Below are 16,793 nucleotides of genomic sequence, written 5' to 3'. Positions count from 1 at the left end.
TTTATATATGGAATCGAATAAGTCTTTAATCGTTTGTGAACAAGCTTGTAATTGGGCATCCATCTCGTAACACAGTCATAAAAGGCTCTAGAATGATCCATATGGCTCAAATGACATAGTTCGTGTACTAGAATCGCATCAATGCATTCTTTGTCTGTAAACGCTAAATTGGCATTGATTGTGATTCTTCTTTTTGAAGGTGTACAACTTCCCCATTTACTGGAATAAAACCCCAGATGAAGCTCGATATCTGAAATATTCATTTTATGACACAAAAAATTGAATCGATCCTGAAAATAAGCGGAGCAGATCTTTAATACGGCATTATGGAAAACGGAAGATGTTTCCTTACAGTATATTTTATCTTCGGTGATCCTCCGGCTTCCATCAATAAAATAAATCACATAATCTTTTTCCAGTATGCGAATACTATCTCCACTGGATAAAGGCAAACATTCTTTTGATAACTGGGCTTCGATCCATTGTCTATGACAAAGTATAAAAGAATCGATCTTCTTTTGAGAAACCTTTAATGGAGCACTTACGATCACTTCTCCATTTTTGATTCGAATAATGATGTTCTTAATTTTTTTCCGTTTTAAGATATATTCTATCATTGCAAATCTTTCAATAGAGAGTCCGCTGCCTGATCGATCAAGTCTAAAACGATTTCTTTTTGATTGTCGGTATAATCCTGATACGTGTTGATATCTCGAATCAAATCCAACATTGGAAGGGTTGCGTAAAGGTTACAATTGGTTTCCTGAACGAATGAATTAAGTTCTTCCTTATTGTAGAAATCAATTCGTTCCTGACAATTTGGACATTCCAGATACGCCATGTTTTCAATCACTCCATATACTGGAACTTTCATCTGTTCACACATATGAATGGCTTTAGAAACGATCATAGAGACCATTGGCTGTGGTGTAGATACCATCAAAACGCCGGAAACCGGTAAAGACTGCATAATTGTCAAGGCTACATCACCAGTTCCTGGCGGCATATCAATGAGCAATACATCCAGATCTCCCCATAAAACATCCGTATAAAATTGTTTTACAACGCCTGCAATGATAGGGCCACGCCAAATGACCGGGTCGCTTTCATTTTTCATCATGAAATTTAAAGACATGATTTTAATTCCCTGATCTACCTCAACAGGAATGATGTAGTTTTCCTTTGTCGCATAAGCCTGTTCTTTTTCCGCTGAAAACAATCGAGGAATACTTGGACCGGTAATGTCGGCATCCATGATTCCAACTTTCAAACCTTTTCTTGCCAGGGCTTTGGCCATCATGACTGTGATCGTAGATTTCCCAACACCGCCCTTTCCTGACATGATCGATACGATGTTCTTGATATGGTTATTCGGATTGTTTTCTACTCCACAAGTAGACTGGTCTTTCCCGCAATTTCCCTGATTTGGGCATCCTTCACATGACATAATTATTTTTCCTCCTCTTTCTCTTCCAAAAAATTAAAATACTCATCGTAAGCTTTTGTCAAACGCTGATTTTGAATGTGCGTGTAAATCTGTGTTGTCTGGATGTCGCTATGCCCCAGCAATTCCTGTACGATTCGTAAATCCGCGTTGCCTTCTAACAAATGTGTCGCAAAACTATGTCTTAAACTATGCGCAGAGACCTTGTGATTCAATCCGCACTCATCTGCTTTTTGTTTGATCAGATTATGAACGTACTGACGTGTACAAGGTCTGCCTTGCTGGTTGATCAAAAAGAGATTCGTTCTTTTTTTTAACCATTTTTCACGAATCGTATCGCGATATCTCAGCATATCTTCAATACAAGGCTGAGCAATGGGAACGATTCTTTCCTTATCCCCTTTTCCTAAGATTCGTAATATTTTTTCGCTAAAGTGAATTTGGTGTAATTCCAAAGAACACAATTCACTCACTCGAAGTCCGCAAGAATACAGAATTTCTAAGATCACTTTTTGATAAAACTGCTTTTCATCCTTAATATCAAAAGATGAAAAGAGTTTTTCAATTTCTTTTTGCGTGCAGTAAATCGGAAGTTTTTTGCTCTTTTGGAAACCATGAATAACTGAGATAGGATCTTTTATGGCCGGATGATTCATACTCGTATATTCGTGAAAAGAACGAATAGCGGCAAGCATTCGATTGCCGCTGGATGGCACATGTGTGTCCATAAACTCCATCAAAAAATGTTCCACGGTTAAAAGATCGATTTGTTCCATATTTTTGTATCCATGCTGTTCCAGATAGGAACAATAGATCTGTAAATCACTTTGATAAGCAAGAACGGTGTTTGACGACTTGTTTTGGACAATTTCAATGTTCATTAAATAATCCGAAACGGCTTCTCTGATATTCATTTCTATATTTTATCACTTTATGAACAAAGGTTGAAGAATATTGCAGTCACAGTTTGATTCTTTAATTGCTTCTATCAAGATGGATTTGGCAATATTCCTGTCATAAGCGATTTGCAATGATTTTATATGAAAGTTGTACTGAAACAAGAAATGAGCTATTTCATTCAATCGATTGGGACGATGAACAAAATAAAAACGCCCATTACTTTTTAATAAACGTGCCGCATTTTTGATCAATTCTTCCAGCGAAAGATTGATTTCTACCCGTCCATACTGCCGGAGCGTATATTGAATATCCGGATGCGTGGCATCCATCTTGAAATAAGGAGGATTTGATACGATCACATCAAATTCTTCATCCTCAAAATCCTGAATGCGTGAATGAACGATCCGAATATCATGTTTAAAGAACTGGGTATTCATTTGTGCAATTTGGCAAGCTTCTTCCAGTATTTCCACGCCCACCAGTTCCTTTACATCCACATCGTCACAAGCGTATAAAAGTGCAGCGTTGTTCGTTCCAATATCCAGTACTCTTTCATTCTTTTTTACCTTTAAAAACTGTGCCAAAAGTTTGGTATCGGTATTAAAATGAAAATGATCCGGATGTTGGTAAATTTTCTTATCTTTCGATATAAAGTAATCCAGTTTTAACTCATTCATCTTCGTTTCTCTCTTTCAGTAAATCGCTTGCCTTTTTAAAAACATTGCCTTCGGTCTTTTTATTGAGTTTATCAATGATCCAATCTGTATCATGCAAAGGCGATTCAAAGATCGTTGGCTGCATCAATACCTGCTCCTGATTTTTTATAGAGCCCATATGGACACCTATGTGGCGATATCCGATCGGTTCAAAGTTTTCCTCAATTAAGTTTTGTATCGCCTGAAACATAAGTGGAAACTGATTGGTATAATGAGATAAGTTCTTAGAACGAACAATATTGTGAAATTCTGTGTCGCGCAAAGACAATGAGACCAACTGGCCCATCTGATTATCCCGAATCATTTTTTCTGACAGTTGCTGCGTTAACAATCGTGCTTTTTCAAGAACTTCATCAATTGTATACAGATCATATTCAAAAGTTCGCGATAAAGAAAGCGATTTTCTTGTGGAAGAAACTTCCAGCTTATCACTGCTGTTGCCTTTTACTTTTTGGATCAAGGCATATCCGTTTCTTCCTAAGATCTGCAAGACAGTCTGTTCATTTTCCGGATTGGCAAAATCTTCAATAGTTTCAATGTGTTTTTCTTTCAACAGAGGAATTGTCTTTTTTCCCAGTCCTACGATTCGATCAATCGAAAGTGGAAACAATTTGTTTGGAATCTCTTTTTTACGTAAAACGGTGATTCCCTTTGGCTTACGCATATCGCTTGCCATTTTGGCAAGAAAGCGTGTTGGAGCTACTCCGATGGAAACACTGAGCCCCAACGTTTCCAGCACTCCATCCTGGATTTCAAACGCCAGATCCAAAGGTCTTTGGTAATGTGAAATGATCTCGGTAACATCTAAAAAACATTCATCGATGCTGCAAGGTTCCAGTAAATTAGAATACTTACGCAAATACTCAAAGAACTGAGCGCTTATGGAACGATAGTAGTTGTAATCGCCCTGGACAATAATAAGCTCGGGACATTTTTTTAAGGCTTCATAGACCGGCATCGCCGAATGGACCCCAAAAGATCTTGCCTCATAATTGGCTGTAGATAAAACTCCCCGCTTTGACAGCGAGCCTACAGCCATCGGTTTTCCTTTTAAGTCAGGGTTTTTTAATTCTTCACAGGATGCAAAAAAAGCATTTAGATCAATATGGAATAAAACTCTTGCCATTTAGGAAGACTCCTTAACCCTTTGTTTTAGTTCCAGAGCGGCTAATTTAGAAGCCTCGGATAGTTTTCCGCTAGACATCATTGCCAGCTCTTCTATCGTCTCCTCACGGTTTAGAAGAGAAACCATCGTTTGAGTGGAATTTTCTACGACTTGTTTTGAAACTTTAAAATGGGAATCGGCCCAGGCGGCCACACTGGCCAGATGTGTAATACATAAAACTTGATATTGTCCAGAGAGCATTTTCATCTTTTCTCCCATTTTAAAAGCGACTTTTCCACTGACGCCGGTATCGATCTCATCAAAGATCAATGTTTCGGTCGCCTTCTGCGAATGAAAGACAACCTTTAATGCCAGCATCAAACGGGAAAGCTCGCCTCCGGAGGCGGCCTGCTTCAAGGGTAAAAATGGCTGTCCAGGATTCATAGAAACTTCATAAAAAATCAGATCCACTCCATTGATAGAAGGATCTTTGGTTTCAAATCGGACTTGAAAACGCGCATGTTCCAACATTAAATCATGGAAATGCGATTCCAAAGATTGAGATAATTTCGACAATACCGCTTTTCTATTCATTGAAAGTTTATTGGCTATCTCATCATAATGGCGCTTTTTTTCATTTAACTTTTTTTGTAACTTATCTAAAAGATCATCACGATGAATAATAGATTCGATTTGTGTCATGAGCTCCTTTTTCTTATCGTTCATTGCTTCAAAGGAACCGCCATATTTACGAAGTGCTTTTTTGATCGCAAATACTTTTTCCTGCATCGAATCCAGATTCAGTGAGTCCTGATAGAGGATTTCTCTTTGAGTTTTAATTTTTTCCGAGACATCCTGCAACTGATAATAGGTATCCTGCAAGTACTGGGATTCTTCTTTCATTTCATCACAAGAATCAATGGATTTATACACATTGTAGATTTGATCAAGGATTCCATTGTCCTGATCCAAATAATAGGCTGCCTGAGAAAGATCTTCTAACGTTTTCTGAGACCTGGATTGATTTTCGATTCGCGCCAGAAGATCATCGTATTCTTCCTGAGGAATCCAGATTTCCTCAATTTCATTGTATTGATCTGTCAAAACATCTAACGTTTCTTCACTCAATTGATTTTCTTTTAAATCCAGGTATTCATTAAGCAATTGTTCATATTCTAAAAATGCCTGCTTGACTTGTTTACGTAATGTGACCGTGTTGGCATACTGGTCCAACAGATCCATCTGCACACCAGAATCCATCAAATAAAAAGTATCTTGTTGGGAATGAACATCGATCAGCATGGAAAGGATCTCTTTTACAAAATGTAAGGTTGATACTTGCTGATTGATACGTATTGTACTTTTTTGTGTATTGGTGATCGTTCTCTGGATAATCAGATGATCTTCAATATCAAAACCATTTTCTTCCAACAAGTCACATACACTTTGTTGAGGTCGGGATAAAACCATCTGCAGGATACATTTTTCTTTTCCTTTTTTTACAATGTTATTGGGAATGCGCTTTCCCATCAAATAACCAATCGCATCAATTAAAAGCGATTTACCAGCTCCTGTTTCTCCGGTAATGGAAGTCATTCCTTTGTCAAAATCAATGAAGGCTTTATCAAATAATATATAGTCTTTTACATATAACTGTTCGATCATCTTCTCACCTTCTTTCATTGGCATACAACATGAATTCCTGATTGCCATTCCTTCCTTTGATAACGGAAGGCATGATTTGAACGTTTTTAAAATATTGAAGCATAAATCGTCTATAATCATCCACAATATTTTTTTCGATTTTTTTATTTTTCAAAATACCTTTGTGATTTAAGTATTTCGGTCCGCACTCAAATTGCGGTTTGATCAAAAAGGCACAATGCTGGACCTTTAAAGTTTCTAGAACCGGAATAAGTATTGTTTTCGCAGAAATGAAACTCACATCCATGCAGAAAAAATGAATCGAATCCTCGAACCAGGAACAATCGATTTCACGGGCATTCATCCCTTCCATTTTTATGACTCGACAATCTTTTTCCAAAATAGGATCCAATTGAAGATGCCCCACATCGAGAGCATAGACTTTGTAGGCTCCATATTCTAAAGCAATTTGGGTAAATCCTCCTGTGCTGGCTCCAATATCCAGGACCACTTCATTATCCAGAGACACATCAAAAGTATCAAGACACCCTTTTAATTTATAAGCCCCTCGAGAAACGTAGGTGTTTGAATCATCGATTTCAATGACATCGGTTTCTTCCACCGAGAGACTGGGCTTTTTCTGTATGGTCCCATTGACTTTAACTTTACCTTCTTTGATCAGATCCTGTGCTTTTGTTCTGGAACCTAATCGAGAGGCACACATAACATCAAGACGCATTCTATTCCTGCCCTTCTATTTCATGGAATAAAGTTTCTAAGTCAATGTGTTCTTTTTTTCTTAATGAACGAATTGAACCATGTTCGACAAAATGATCATGGATGCCAATGATTTCTATGGAAGGATCGATTTGATTTTTAAATTCCAGGATTGCACTGGAAAGGCCGCCGATCATAACATCGGTTTCAAAAACAAAAATTGGCAGCTTACGTGAAAAAAGATCTTGAAGCATAACTTCATCCAGTGGCTTGAAAAAGCGAGCATTCACAACGATAACAGAAAGATCATTTTCTCTGGCTGTATGTTCGATTCTTTCCACATCCGGGCCATAGGATATCACAATCGCTTTTGGATGATTTCCTGTCACACTCTGGGTCCAGGTTCCAATTTCAATTTGCTGCATGGATATTGAATCAGGTACGTAAGCCTGCCCTCTTGGATATCGGATGCAAAACGGACGTTTGGATAGAAAAGCTGTATACATAAGATCATACGCTTCTTTGGCATTCTTAGGCTGAGACAAAATCAAATTGGGTATGCTCCTCAGCATAGAGATATCAAAGACACCCTGGTGCGTTTCGCCATCGTCTCCGACAAGACCTGCCCGGTCGATTCCGATGACCACCGGCAAATTCATCCTTGCCAGATCATGATTGATTTGATCATACGCCCTTTGAAGGAATGACGAATAAATACTGACAAAAGGATGCAGCCCTCCTGCAGCCATTCCACAGGCCATAGTCACGGCGTGTTGTTCGGCAATTCCACAATCAAAGAAACGATCCGGAAAAAGTTTGGCGAATTTTAATAGTTTGCTTCCCTGTGCCATAGCGGGTGTGATCGCAACGATTCCTTCATATTGTTTTGCCAGATCGATCAAAGCATCTGAAATGATCTGTGACCAACTCTTTTCGTTTGGCGGCAGTTTCATCAATGATTTTCCCGTTGAAATATTGAAAGGAGAAACTCCATGCCATTTTCCAACAGTATCTTGTTCGGCAAAGCTGTAACCCTTCCCTTTTTTTGTTAAAACATGGACAACGATTGGACCATCATGCTCCTTGGCTGCTTCAAAGACTTTGATAAGTTCGCCAATATCATGGCCATTTACCGGTCCCATATAGTCTAAATTAAATTCATTGAACAAAGGAGCATCAATCAAGCCTTGTTTGAGTTTGTCTTTTACAAAGGTCATGAATTTCAATGTTTCTGTTCCCACTTTATTTTTGCGAATATGTCCTTTCACATCGTGTTTGACATTTCGATAGATACGGCTGGAACGAATGGATGTAATACGTTTTTCCATGCCTCCGTGATTTTTAGATATAGACATGTTGTTGTCATTAAAAATGATAATCATTTTTCTTTGTTGGGCACCGATATCATTCAAAGCTTCCATGCTCATCCCGCTGGCAATGGCTCCATCCCCAATCAAACTGACAACGTTGTAATCTTCCTTCTGTAAATCACGGGCAACGGCAAATCCCAAGGCAGCACTTAGTGAAGTGGAAGAATGACCCGCCTCCCAACAATCATATTCACTTTCGTTGCGTTTTTGAAAACCGGACAGCCCTCCCATTTGTCGCAATGTTGGAAATAAGGTAGAGCGTCCTGTTAGGATCTTATGCACATAAGATTGATGACCAACGTCAAAAATCAGTTTATCTTTGGGAGCGTTAAATACATAATGCATCGCAATCGTTGTTTCCACGATTCCCAGATTACTGGATAAATGACCACCAGTTTTCGAGATATTTTCAATCAAAAAACTGCGAATGTCCTTAGCCAGATCATTTAACTGACCAATGGATAGATTCTTGATTTGTTCTGGTGATTTGATGTCGTATAAACGCATACCGTTTCCCTCTTTTCTCACATCAATATGTTCGGTTGATCAAATAGCTTTTTAATTCTTTAAAATTCTCACAAGGTGAATGCAATTTATTCAATAACTCTTCAATTTCCTGATTCAGTTTCAATACAAAGTCTTTAGCTGAGTCCAATCCAAGCAAAGAGATGGCCGTCAGTTTGTTATTTTCCAAATCACTAGTAGATTTTCCTAAGACTTCACTTGAACTTGTAACATCTAAAATGTCATCCTGTACCTGAAATTGTATCCCCAGTTTGGTGCCAATTTCTTCCCAGATTGGAAGATCTTCCTTATGATTGGACAAAATGGCAGCGCAAACCATAGGAAGAGTTAATAATTTAGCTGTTTTATAGACCTCAACATTGATAAGATCTTCAAAGGTACGAGAACAGCTGTTTTCAAATTTCATATCCAGATCCTGTCCAAGGATCATACCCTCGATACCGGCATCTTGGCTCAACCTTTGAATGACTTCGATCTTCTGGGCATCACTGCACGCAGTTTCAAGCGCGACCTGAAATGCCTTTGTTAAAAGAGCATCTCCCGCCAATACCGCAACAGCCTCATTATACGCTTTGTGACAACTAGGTTTGCCGCGGCGAAGATCGTCATCATCCATACAAGGAAGATCATCGTGGATCAAAGAATAGGTATGGATCATTTCAATGGCGCAACCGCAGGGAAACCCATATTGGGGATCCAACCCATAATCTTTTAAAATCGAAAATAAAATCTGTGGGCGCACCCTCTTTCCACCATTCATCAACGAATAAGACATTGCTTCTTTGGTCAAAGAAGGCATTCCTTCATTCACTTTTTCTTTCAGGTATTGTTCAAATGTCTCCATCATTGTCATGTTGTTCTTCCTCCTGAAGATTGATCAACTGATCCATTCGATTTTCAAAATCTTTTAATTGTTTCGAACATTGTTTGGAAAGCTTGAGACCTTCTTCAAAAAGATCCATTGCTTCTTCAAGGTCCAAATCATTCGAATTCAATAAATTGACGATTTCGTCCAAGCGTTTCATCGCTTCCTGAAATTTTAATTTTTTTTGTGCCATAGAGTTTTCTCCTCCTTATCGATGACAACTGTATTTAAACATCCATCGTTTAGATACACCTGGAGTCTATCTTCTGTATCAACCTGATCGATGCTGGCAATCAAAGATTTCTCCTTAAAGACAGCGGCATAGCCTCTTGCCATGACCTTTAAAGGACTATAAGCATCCAGTAAAGAAATATTCTTGACCAGTTGATTTTTCTGATGGTTTGTAAAAGCTGTCACAAGAGATTGAAGTTTTTGTTGATTCATTTTTGAGTGTAGCTGAACCATCGTCATTTTTTTAGATATACTTTTGATCATGTTATCCTGCAGATATAAAACTTTGTCTTTTTTATTAGAATACGATTGAATACCGTGTTCCAGACTGGTCTGCAAAGAATCTAACTTAAGCTGTTTTTCATAGATCCAGGAATACGGATCTTCAATGTATGGATTCTGCTCAAGAGAAATGAGTTTTTGCCGATTCATGTCGAGTAAATGATTCAACGATACGATCATCTGCTCTTCATAAGAGGATAGAATTCTTTTTACTTCTTCCTGATCCGGCGTCACCCATTGCGCTGCGGCCGTCGGCGTAAGCGCCCTATGGTCGCAAACCAGATCACACAAGGTGGTATCTACTTCATGACCGACTCCACTTACTGTGTAGGTCTTACATTCATAAATTGTCTTGACCAGATGTTCATCATTGAAACAGAAGAGATCCTCAAAACTTCCGCCCCCACGGACGATCAATAAAGCATCATAATCTTTTGAATCCGCCTTAACGATCTGTTTGATCAAAGAAGCAGGAGCTTGATTTCCCTGGACATAGGCCGGATAAAGCGTAATCTTCAACATCGGCCATCGCTTCTCAACTGTTTTTAAAACATCCTGCAGCGCGGCCCCTTCTTTTGCGGTGATCACCGCTACGTTTTCAATCCAGTCTGGCTTTGATTTTTTGTGTTCTAAATCGAAATATCCTAATTCTTTAAGACGTTTGTATCTTTGTTTAAGTTCCAGGTAAAGATCTCCCAGACCATCGGGTTGAATTTTTTTTATATACAACTGAAGCGATCCTCTTGCCTCATAGACATTTACGCTTCCCTGCACCAGCACCCTCATGCCTTCTTCCAAATCAAAATTCATATGCCGTACATATGAAGAAAACATAACACAGCTCATTTCCCCTTTTTCATCCTTCAATGAAAAGTAATAATGTCCCGAACGGTGTTTTGTGAGATTGCTGACTTCCCCCTGGATCCATACCGTTGAAAAATCAAAGGTCGTGGTTAAGATCGTTTTGATTCGAGCCAGGACCGTGGAAACGGAAACCACACGTTTATCGTTCATAGGCGGTCCAAAATTCCATTGATCAGTTTATAGCTTGTATCATCGCAATACGCCTTGGCAAGATTCACGGCTTCATCGATGACAACCGGCTTGGCAGTCCCAATGACATGCATTTCCTGGTATGCCAGCAATAAGATGCATTGTTCCAGTAAACTTAGCCGATCAAAAGTCCAGTCTTCCCGTAATTTTTTTTCAATGTCTTGAATATAGGCATCTTTGTGCTCAATAAGATCGATCGTTAAAGAATAAAGAAAAGGATCGATTTCATTTTGTCCGTGTGTGGATTCAAACAAAGACCGTCGGATGTCTTTGTTCAATAAAAGATTTTGATATAAAGCTTCCATTGCGATTACGCGTTGTTCATGTCGATTCATTTCGGTTCCTGTCCTTTCTTATATGGTACTTTAGCACTGGGTACAACCTGACTGGCTGGTACACCATGTACATCCTGATCGTCAAAAAATATATTTGCACCAAAACTTTTTAAAACCATTGTTTTATCCGCCCCTTGAAGAAAAAAGACTTCATCTACATCGATATTCCATTTTCGAAGAGTTTTTAAGACACGTCTTCCTGTATTTTTATCGCGTGAAGTCACGATTGCGGTCCGAATCAGCTGATATTCTCTTGTATTTTTTTGAAGATTGGCCAGACAAAAGAGAAACTTTGCCAAAGGTCCCTTCTTCAGTGCACGATCTTCATTAGAAACTTCATTTTCCACAAAGGCATCCAAGCCTTTCCTTTGAAAGATCTTTTCACTGTCACTGGAAAATAAGACGGCATCGGCATCAAAGGCAATACGAATTTGATCTGAATTCATTGAATAGATTTGATCGGTATTGTAGACAAGTCCTGCGGCAAATCCGTTGTTGATTGCATCATTGACATCCGATTCATTACAAGACAAAAATAAATCAATACCAAAGGCCTCCAGATAGCGTGATATATTTTCTCCGCCGCTCATAGCCATACGATTGATATCGAGATCATAATGATCTAATGAATTGATGATGCGGAGAGATGTTTCCGCAGAGTTACGTGACATTACGATCACTTCTACTAGTTTTTTATGCGTCCTTTGGTTGATCGAAAGCAGATTTTTGACCAAGTTAAATCCTGTGCCTGGTTCCAATATTTCATCTTCATGAGAAAGCTGATAGTCTCGGTACGATTCCAAACCATCCTTTTCAAAGACAGAATTTTCTTTTTCCAAATTAAACAAAGCGCGGCTTGAAATTCCTACCACCAAATAATCATCAAACGATACGCTCATCTATACCCTCTTTTCTTCAAAAAAAAGGAATCCGAAGATCCCTTAAAAAATAAATCCGACAACCTGAATCTCGATAGAAGCAGGTTTTAAGCCCGTCATATATGAAATACTTTCAAAGATCTTGTGTTGCAGATTTGCACAAACGTCAGAAACATTTGCCTTATAATTGATTTGGATTGGAACATTCATGGAAAGTTGATTTTCGTTAATGTTCGAACTCAAGGTATTTGTGTTTCTTAACCTGGAAGATTCGGCGAGCTTGACATTTTCATCTTCTTCGATCACGTTCAACGCAATCGACGTAAACACACTTTTATTTAAACGTACTGTTCCTAAATTACCATTATTTTCTAAAGTAATATATTCCTGTGCCATTATATAACCCTCATTTCTTTTTTCATTATATCAAATAATTTAAATTATAGATATATTATAACGCGATTAGCACAATCTTTCCAATGTTCCTTATCATTTTTCTTGGCCGTACCCTTTATTTTGAACCGATATTCTTGATATAAAAACGATTCATTGTCGAATGGATCACAAACGGCGGTTTTTCAATGAAAGTGTATCCCAGCTTTTCATATAGATGAATGGCCGCTTTTAAGTTGGAGTGCGTTTCCAGATACAGCTTTTTATATCCTTTTCTTTGGGCAAAATCTTCCAAAGTCTCGATCAGGATCTTTCCAAAACCTAGCCCCTGATAGAAAGGATCTACATATAACTTTTGAACTTCTGCACAGTCCTCTATGTTTGTCAAGGGAGCCATACCGATTCCTCCTGCCACTTGATTGTCTATGATAAGAACAAAATAAGCTTTTTCGTTTTGATAATAGTTACTGAGATGCCTTAGCTCAGGATCAAAATACGCGGTTCCCGGAACATCCAAATGCAAAGCTTCAAGATTGGAACGTATGATTTTAAAAAGAATGGGATCGTGTTCACAGGCAATAGGTCGGATCATCCATTTCATTTTGGATCATTCCCTTGCGGATATAAATACCTTAGATCTAATGGATAAGATCTTGTCTTTGCCAGGTCTTTTTGAAGCTGTGTTTTCAATTCATCGATTCCATTAAATTTCATTTCTTCACGAATCTTGTCATAAAAATAGATTCTGAGTTCTTTTCCATAGAGATCAGCTTTAAAATCAAGTAAATGCGCTTCGATCGTTTCTTTTTGATTATTAAACGTCGGGTTTTTCCCAACGTTGATCATAGCCTTATAGATTCGGCCGTTGACACGTACCGCTCCAACATATACTCCGCTTTGAGGGACGATATACTCTCTGGATAATCTAAGATTGGCTGTAGGAACCTGAAGAAGACTGGTCCCTCTATGGAAACCATGTTCAACGATTCCCTGTAAAGAATAGGCATAACCTAACAGCTGATTCGCATTGTAGACAAGTCCGTTTTGAATATAGGATTCGATCCGTGTGCTCGAAATTTTTCCGTTCTTATCTTCAACCGCCTGGACAACATGAACATCAAAATCATTCTGATCTTTTAAAGTATAAATATTTCCAGAGTTTTTGGAAGCGTAATGAAAGTCAAAGCCACAAATCAAAGCCTTAATGTTTATTGATTTTAATAACTGATGAAAATCAGAACAATTTAAAGAAGCCAGTTCTCTGGAAAAATGAAGAATATAAAAATATTCGATCCCAAAACAAGCAGCCATTTGTTTTTTATCTTCCATTGGAGTGATATGTTCAATTTTTCTTTCAGGATGAAACAAGGTCCATGGATCTGGATCAAAAGTGATCAGTGCAGAAGGAAGTCCTTTTTGATTTGCGATCCTTAAAGTTTCTTTTAACAGGGCCTGATGACCTTTATGGAATCCATCAAAAAAACCAATGCAGGATACCGTCGAAGGTAAATTAGGAATATGTTCTAAATCAATAAAATAACATTCCATTACCATAGCCCCCTTTTGGATGCATAAAGATCCTTTTCAATATTTTCATAGACCGCGATAGGTTCCCCTTTTAAACTAACCACGATTTGTTTCTCATTATGATTCGTAAAATATAACTTTTTTCCCTGATACACGGGAGTTGGATCTTCAATTTCCACGATAGGAAGATGATCCAGAAGCAGCTGAACCGGGTAAAATTTTGGTTCTTTTTCAATATCTTCAAGAGTTTGTGCCTGATCCAGAGAAAAGCGACCGATTTTTGTTCGAACCAACGATTTCATACAGCCTAGATTTCCCGTTTTATGAGCAAATTCCTGACAAATGCTGCGAACATAGGTTCCACTGGAACAATGAACTTCAAAAGAAAGCTGCTGTAAGTCAACAGCTTTGATTGAATAGATCTCAACGTCCTGATATATCGGTTCAATCTTGAGATTTTGGCGCTGATAGTCTATCAATTTTTTGCCATGGATCTTTTTTGCACTGGTCATAGGAACAAGCTGTGTTTGCTTGCCCATAAATGTATCAAGTACACTTTGAAAATCAAAGTCAGTTCGAATCTCCTTTTCGTTTAAGGTATTCCCAAAAACATCCATGGTATCTGTATCCGTTCCCAATTGGATCGTAGCAATATAAGTCTTATCGGTGTCTTTTAAAAACTGAAGCACTTTACAAGCTTTTCCCACCAGTACGATCATTAAACCGGTTGCCTGGGGATCCAATGTTCCTGTGTGACCGATTTTCTTGATGTGTAGAATTCTTCTTAAACGATTGACAACATCATGACTTGTCATTTGAGCCGGCTTGTTTACCAACAAGATTCCATCCATTTTATCACCGGTCTTATTGTACTTTGTTTTAAAAATGCGTGCAACTGATATATAATAGCTAGGTCAGGAGAAAATCAATGAAAATTCAGTCTATATTAAGAGAGATACGAAAAGCCGATCATGACTTTCAGCTAATTGATGACAACGATAAGATCTGTGTTGCCTTAAGCGGTGGAAAAGACAGTATGCTGCTGTTTCTGGCATTATCGATCTATCAGAAATTTGCGCCTCATTCCTTTGAGCTATGCGGCATCCATGTCGATGTTGGCTTCGATGAATTTGAACATGAGAAAATGATTGATTTTGCCAAAGAACACAATCTAAACCTTTATATTGAAAAAACACAGATTTTCGAAATATTGAAAAAGAATCGGAACACAAAAGGTGAGATTCAGTGCTCTTTATGCTCCACCTTAAAAAAAGGAGTTTTATTTGAAAAGGCCAAAGTTTTAGGATGCAATAAAATCGCTTTAGGACATCATGGAGATGATGCGATCGAAACACTTGTCTTGAATATGGTCCATGGTTCTAAGATTGCTACCTTTATGCCCAAACAATATATGTCCCGAATGGATATGTACATGATTCGGCCGATGGTCTATTTAAAGGAGGAAACCATTGAGCAGGTATGCATCAACAATGCGATTCCTTCAGTAAAAAGAGTTTGTCCCAATGACGGTCACACACAGCGGCAAGACATCAAGGAATTGCTCCATAAGTTCTACTCTCATTACCCGCAGGCACAGGAAAACTTTTTAAAATCTTTGTCCAATCAGGAACAAATCGCCTTATGGACAAAAGAAAAAGGCTCTGAATAAATTCAGGGCCTACTTTTGTTCATCACAGAAATAAGTAGCTTCCATATCGGCTGTACTTAATGCGAATGCCAGTGGAAAATGCTCGAAAGTGTATCCTACGTTTTTAGGCGAATCCTCATTAGAAAATCCCATATGGTAACGAATCGCAAAAGCTTCTTCCCGGCTAAGTTTCATAAAAGGTGTGATCATATAGACACTCTTTTCCCCATGGCCATATGGCATCTTATCTTCAAATTCATAAAATGGAACTTGTACCCATTCACCATTCACTTTTTTATTCCGGAAACTCTCTTTATAGACATTGATTTTACATACATCGTGAAGCAATGCTACGATCGCAATCGATTCATCGGAATAATCCATCCCATAAATATCTTTCACGCGTGTTCTTTGCAGATAATCCTTTAGACAGTAAAAAACATGGATGCTGTGATCGACCAGGCCTCCAGAATAATTGCCGTGAAACCGCGTGCTGGCCGGAGCGGTAAAAAAATCAGAATTTTTACCGGTTAAGTAATCCAGAAATTCTTTTGCACCATCGCGATGAATATACTTTTTATAAATTTCAATAAACTCTTCTTTTTTTGACATGATGAACACCCTCAAATAAACAATGATAGAAAGCGCCCAGCGTAACGGATACAAATCCAATCCAGGATAAAATCTGCAGGGTCGCCATTAAACAAAAATATGGATCATTTTGCATACAATTTAAGATATCTGACATCGTATCACTTCCTTAATCTACATACAATATAAATATGAAAGTGACATTATTTATGTCGATACTAAAATCAGTTATAAAAAAGTCCCAAGGAACGGAGATCTTTCCCTGTATGTACAGGTGGGTAACCTGTGTTAAGTCTTAGGATCCCCACTCGCAGCGGGTCTTCAACACAAAATAACAACATCCGGTTTCCCTTATCTCTAAGCGTAGGAAAAATGTTATGTCCTTGGGTAATTTCATCATAGCCGACTTTATCTTAGAAAGCAAGTCTATCGATGATAAATGGAAAAGCTGGTTTGATATATATCCTATTTTTGAGGTGGACGAACTGCATATTCATTATGATTAAGTAATACGCATATTCACTCCGAGTAGACTTCAGTTAACGGAATACGCAAAAAGGTAAATCTCA

General features: G+C 38.2%; 21 protein-coding genes. 2 read left to right on the top strand and 19 right to left on the bottom strand.

All coding sequences use genetic code 11. The features are described from left to right. The 17 genes from Q0K03_RS00745 to truB form a co-directional block, all read right to left on the bottom strand. Positions 1 to 617 (bottom strand): YgjP-like metallopeptidase domain-containing protein (locus Q0K03_RS00745; protein WP_297236699.1); only part of this gene is annotated, 617 nt, incomplete at its 3' end. Then, complete coding sequence (locus tag Q0K03_RS00740) at positions 614 to 1,447, bottom strand: Mrp/NBP35 family ATP-binding protein (protein WP_297236697.1); 834 nt, start codon at positions 1,445 to 1,447, stop codon at positions 614 to 616. The genes Q0K03_RS00740 and Q0K03_RS00745, both read right to left, overlap by 4 nt. A 2-nt stretch (positions 1,448 to 1,449) precedes the next feature. Continuing rightward, positions 1,450 to 2,358, bottom strand: a complete 909-nt coding sequence (locus Q0K03_RS00735; RefSeq protein WP_297236695.1) for a tyrosine-type recombinase/integrase — start codon at positions 2,356 to 2,358, stop codon at positions 1,450 to 1,452. Positions 2,359 to 2,370: 12 nt separating this feature from the next. Continuing rightward, positions 2,371 to 3,021 carry a methyltransferase gene (locus Q0K03_RS00730; RefSeq protein ID WP_297236693.1) on the bottom strand — a complete coding sequence of 217 codons (651 nt, stop codon included), beginning with the start codon at positions 3,019 to 3,021 and terminating at the stop codon, positions 2,371 to 2,373. After that, on the bottom strand, positions 3,014 to 4,186 hold the full coding sequence (dinB, locus tag Q0K03_RS00725) for a DNA polymerase IV (RefSeq protein ID WP_297236691.1): 1,173 nt from the start codon (positions 4,184 to 4,186) through the stop codon (positions 3,014 to 3,016). The genes Q0K03_RS00730 and dinB overlap by 8 nt, the downstream gene beginning before the upstream one ends. Next, the gene (locus Q0K03_RS00720) at positions 4,187 to 5,830 is read right to left on the bottom strand and encodes a DNA repair protein RecN (protein WP_297236688.1); all 1,644 of its coding nucleotides are present in this window, start codon (positions 5,828 to 5,830) and stop codon (positions 4,187 to 4,189) included. Positions 5,831 to 5,834: 4 nt separating this feature from the next. Beyond that, the gene (locus Q0K03_RS00715; RefSeq protein ID WP_297236686.1) at positions 5,835 to 6,548 is read right to left on the bottom strand and encodes a TlyA family RNA methyltransferase; all 714 of its coding nucleotides are present in this window, start codon (positions 6,546 to 6,548) and stop codon (positions 5,835 to 5,837) included. A 1-nt stretch (position 6,549) separates the two neighbouring features. Next, entirely contained in the window at positions 6,550 to 8,403 is a 1,854-nt protein-coding gene (dxs, locus tag Q0K03_RS00710; RefSeq protein ID WP_297236684.1) for a 1-deoxy-D-xylulose-5-phosphate synthase, read from the bottom strand. Between the two features lie 22 nt (positions 8,404 to 8,425). Then, positions 8,426 to 9,274 carry a polyprenyl synthetase family protein gene (locus Q0K03_RS00705; RefSeq protein WP_297236682.1) on the bottom strand — a complete coding sequence of 283 codons (849 nt, stop codon included), beginning with the start codon at positions 9,272 to 9,274 and terminating at the stop codon, positions 8,426 to 8,428. Next, positions 9,252 to 9,479, bottom strand: a complete 228-nt coding sequence (gene xseB, locus Q0K03_RS00700; protein WP_297236680.1) for an exodeoxyribonuclease VII small subunit — start codon at positions 9,477 to 9,479, stop codon at positions 9,252 to 9,254. Before xseB ends, Q0K03_RS00705 begins: the two co-directional genes overlap by 23 nt. After that, positions 9,461 to 10,813, bottom strand: a complete 1,353-nt coding sequence (gene xseA, locus Q0K03_RS00695) for an exodeoxyribonuclease VII large subunit (protein WP_297236678.1) — start codon at positions 10,811 to 10,813, stop codon at positions 9,461 to 9,463. The genes xseB and xseA overlap by 19 nt, the downstream gene beginning before the upstream one ends. Continuing rightward, on the bottom strand, positions 10,810 to 11,187 hold the full coding sequence (nusB, locus tag Q0K03_RS00690; protein WP_297236675.1) for a transcription antitermination factor NusB: 378 nt from the start codon (positions 11,185 to 11,187) through the stop codon (positions 10,810 to 10,812). The genes xseA and nusB overlap by 4 nt, the downstream gene beginning before the upstream one ends. Further along, positions 11,184 to 12,086 (bottom strand): 5'-nucleotidase, encoded by a 903-nt coding sequence (locus Q0K03_RS00685; protein ID WP_297236674.1) that lies wholly within the window; start codon positions 12,084 to 12,086, stop codon positions 11,184 to 11,186. Before Q0K03_RS00685 ends, nusB begins: the two co-directional genes overlap by 4 nt. 42 nt (positions 12,087 to 12,128) lie before the next feature. After that, positions 12,129 to 12,461 (bottom strand): Asp23/Gls24 family envelope stress response protein, encoded by a 333-nt coding sequence (locus Q0K03_RS00680; RefSeq protein WP_297236671.1) that lies wholly within the window; start codon positions 12,459 to 12,461, stop codon positions 12,129 to 12,131. 115 nt (positions 12,462 to 12,576) lie between these two features. Next, complete coding sequence (locus tag Q0K03_RS00675) at positions 12,577 to 13,059, bottom strand: GNAT family N-acetyltransferase (protein WP_297236669.1); 483 nt, start codon at positions 13,057 to 13,059, stop codon at positions 12,577 to 12,579. Further along, the gene (gene ribF, locus Q0K03_RS00670) at positions 13,056 to 14,006 is read right to left on the bottom strand and encodes a riboflavin biosynthesis protein RibF (RefSeq protein WP_297236667.1); all 951 of its coding nucleotides are present in this window, start codon (positions 14,004 to 14,006) and stop codon (positions 13,056 to 13,058) included. Before ribF ends, Q0K03_RS00675 begins: the two co-directional genes overlap by 4 nt. Further along, complete coding sequence (gene truB / locus Q0K03_RS00665) at positions 14,006 to 14,836, bottom strand: tRNA pseudouridine(55) synthase TruB (protein ID WP_297236664.1); 831 nt, start codon at positions 14,834 to 14,836, stop codon at positions 14,006 to 14,008. The genes ribF and truB overlap by 1 nt, the downstream gene beginning before the upstream one ends. A gap of 77 nt (positions 14,837 to 14,913) precedes the next feature. Between truB and Q0K03_RS00660 the strand changes: the two genes are divergently transcribed. After that, the gene (locus tag Q0K03_RS00660) at positions 14,914 to 15,654 is read left to right on the top strand and encodes an ATP-binding protein (RefSeq protein ID WP_297236662.1); all 741 of its coding nucleotides are present in this window, start codon (positions 14,914 to 14,916) and stop codon (positions 15,652 to 15,654) included. Positions 15,655 to 15,663: 9 nt separating this feature from the next. On the opposite strand, the gene Q0K03_RS00655 is transcribed toward Q0K03_RS00660, so the two are convergent. Beyond that, positions 15,664 to 16,245: a hydrolase gene (locus Q0K03_RS00655; RefSeq protein WP_297236660.1), complete on the bottom strand. Its 582-nt coding sequence runs from the start codon at positions 16,243 to 16,245 to the stop codon at positions 15,664 to 15,666. Next, positions 16,220 to 16,381, bottom strand: a complete 162-nt coding sequence (locus tag Q0K03_RS00650) for a hypothetical protein (protein WP_297236658.1) — start codon at positions 16,379 to 16,381, stop codon at positions 16,220 to 16,222. Before Q0K03_RS00650 ends, Q0K03_RS00655 begins: the two co-directional genes overlap by 26 nt. A 220-nt stretch (positions 16,382 to 16,601) precedes the next feature. Here Q0K03_RS00650 and Q0K03_RS00645 point away from each other — a divergent pair, with 220 nt between their 5' ends. Beyond that, positions 16,602 to 16,730 carry a hypothetical protein gene (locus Q0K03_RS00645; protein WP_297236656.1) on the top strand — a complete coding sequence of 43 codons (129 nt, stop codon included), beginning with the start codon at positions 16,602 to 16,604 and terminating at the stop codon, positions 16,728 to 16,730. Positions 16,731 to 16,793: the final 63 nt, after the last annotated feature.

Origin of the sequence: uncultured Faecalicoccus sp. (assembly GCF_944327125.1) — a bacterium.
Taxonomy (GTDB): Bacteria; Bacillota_I; Bacilli_A; order Erysipelotrichales; family Erysipelotrichaceae; genus Faecalicoccus.
Note: the sequence above shows the minus strand (reverse complement) of the source record. Positions and strands in the feature narration are given on the sequence as shown.

Excerpts from the sequence above, each read along its gene's own strand:
- ribF (WP_297236667.1), bottom strand. The coding sequence starts at position 14,006 with ATGGAATGTTATTTTATTGATTTAGAACATATTCCTAATTTACCTTCG.
- Q0K03_RS00680 (WP_297236671.1), bottom strand. The coding sequence starts at position 12,461 with ATGGCACAGGAATATATTACTTTAGAAAATAATGGTAATTTAGGAACA.
- Q0K03_RS00730 (WP_297236693.1), bottom strand. The coding sequence starts at position 3,021 with ATGAATGAGTTAAAACTGGATTACTTTATATCGAAAGATAAGAAAATT.
- xseB (WP_297236680.1), bottom strand. The coding sequence starts at position 9,479 with ATGGCACAAAAAAAATTAAAATTTCAGGAAGCGATGAAACGCTTGGAC.
- Q0K03_RS00655 (WP_297236660.1), bottom strand. The coding sequence starts at position 16,245 with ATGTCAAAAAAAGAAGAGTTTATTGAAATTTATAAAAAGTATATTCAT.
- Q0K03_RS00735 (WP_297236695.1), bottom strand. The coding sequence starts at position 2,358 with ATGAATATCAGAGAAGCCGTTTCGGATTATTTAATGAACATTGAAATT.
- dinB (WP_297236691.1), bottom strand. The coding sequence starts at position 4,186 with ATGGCAAGAGTTTTATTCCATATTGATCTAAATGCTTTTTTTGCATCC.
- xseA (WP_297236678.1), bottom strand. The coding sequence starts at position 10,813 with ATGAACGATAAACGTGTGGTTTCCGTTTCCACGGTCCTGGCTCGAATC.
- dxs (WP_297236684.1), bottom strand. The coding sequence starts at position 8,403 with ATGCGTTTATACGACATCAAATCACCAGAACAAATCAAGAATCTATCC.
- Q0K03_RS00715 (WP_297236686.1), bottom strand. The coding sequence starts at position 6,548 with ATGCGTCTTGATGTTATGTGTGCCTCTCGATTAGGTTCCAGAACAAAA.
- Q0K03_RS00705 (WP_297236682.1), bottom strand. The coding sequence starts at position 9,274 with ATGACAATGATGGAGACATTTGAACAATACCTGAAAGAAAAAGTGAAT.
- Q0K03_RS00720 (WP_297236688.1), bottom strand. The coding sequence starts at position 5,830 with ATGATCGAACAGTTATATGTAAAAGACTATATATTATTTGATAAAGCC.
- truB (WP_297236664.1), bottom strand. The coding sequence starts at position 14,836 with ATGGATGGAATCTTGTTGGTAAACAAGCCGGCTCAAATGACAAGTCAT.
- Q0K03_RS00645 (WP_297236656.1), top strand. The coding sequence starts at position 16,602 with ATGTCCTTGGGTAATTTCATCATAGCCGACTTTATCTTAGAAAGCAAG.
- Q0K03_RS00675 (WP_297236669.1), bottom strand. The coding sequence starts at position 13,059 with ATGAAATGGATGATCCGACCTATTGCCTGTGAACACGATCCCATTCTT.
- Q0K03_RS00685 (WP_297236674.1), bottom strand. The coding sequence starts at position 12,086 with ATGAGCGTATCGTTTGATGATTATTTGGTGGTAGGAATTTCAAGCCGC.
- nusB (WP_297236675.1), bottom strand. The coding sequence starts at position 11,187 with ATGAATCGACATGAACAACGCGTAATCGCAATGGAAGCTTTATATCAA.
- Q0K03_RS00660 (WP_297236662.1), top strand. The coding sequence starts at position 14,914 with ATGAAAATTCAGTCTATATTAAGAGAGATACGAAAAGCCGATCATGAC.
- Q0K03_RS00650 (WP_297236658.1), bottom strand. The coding sequence starts at position 16,381 with ATGTCAGATATCTTAAATTGTATGCAAAATGATCCATATTTTTGTTTA.
- Q0K03_RS00740 (WP_297236697.1), bottom strand. The coding sequence starts at position 1,447 with ATGTCATGTGAAGGATGCCCAAATCAGGGAAATTGCGGGAAAGACCAG.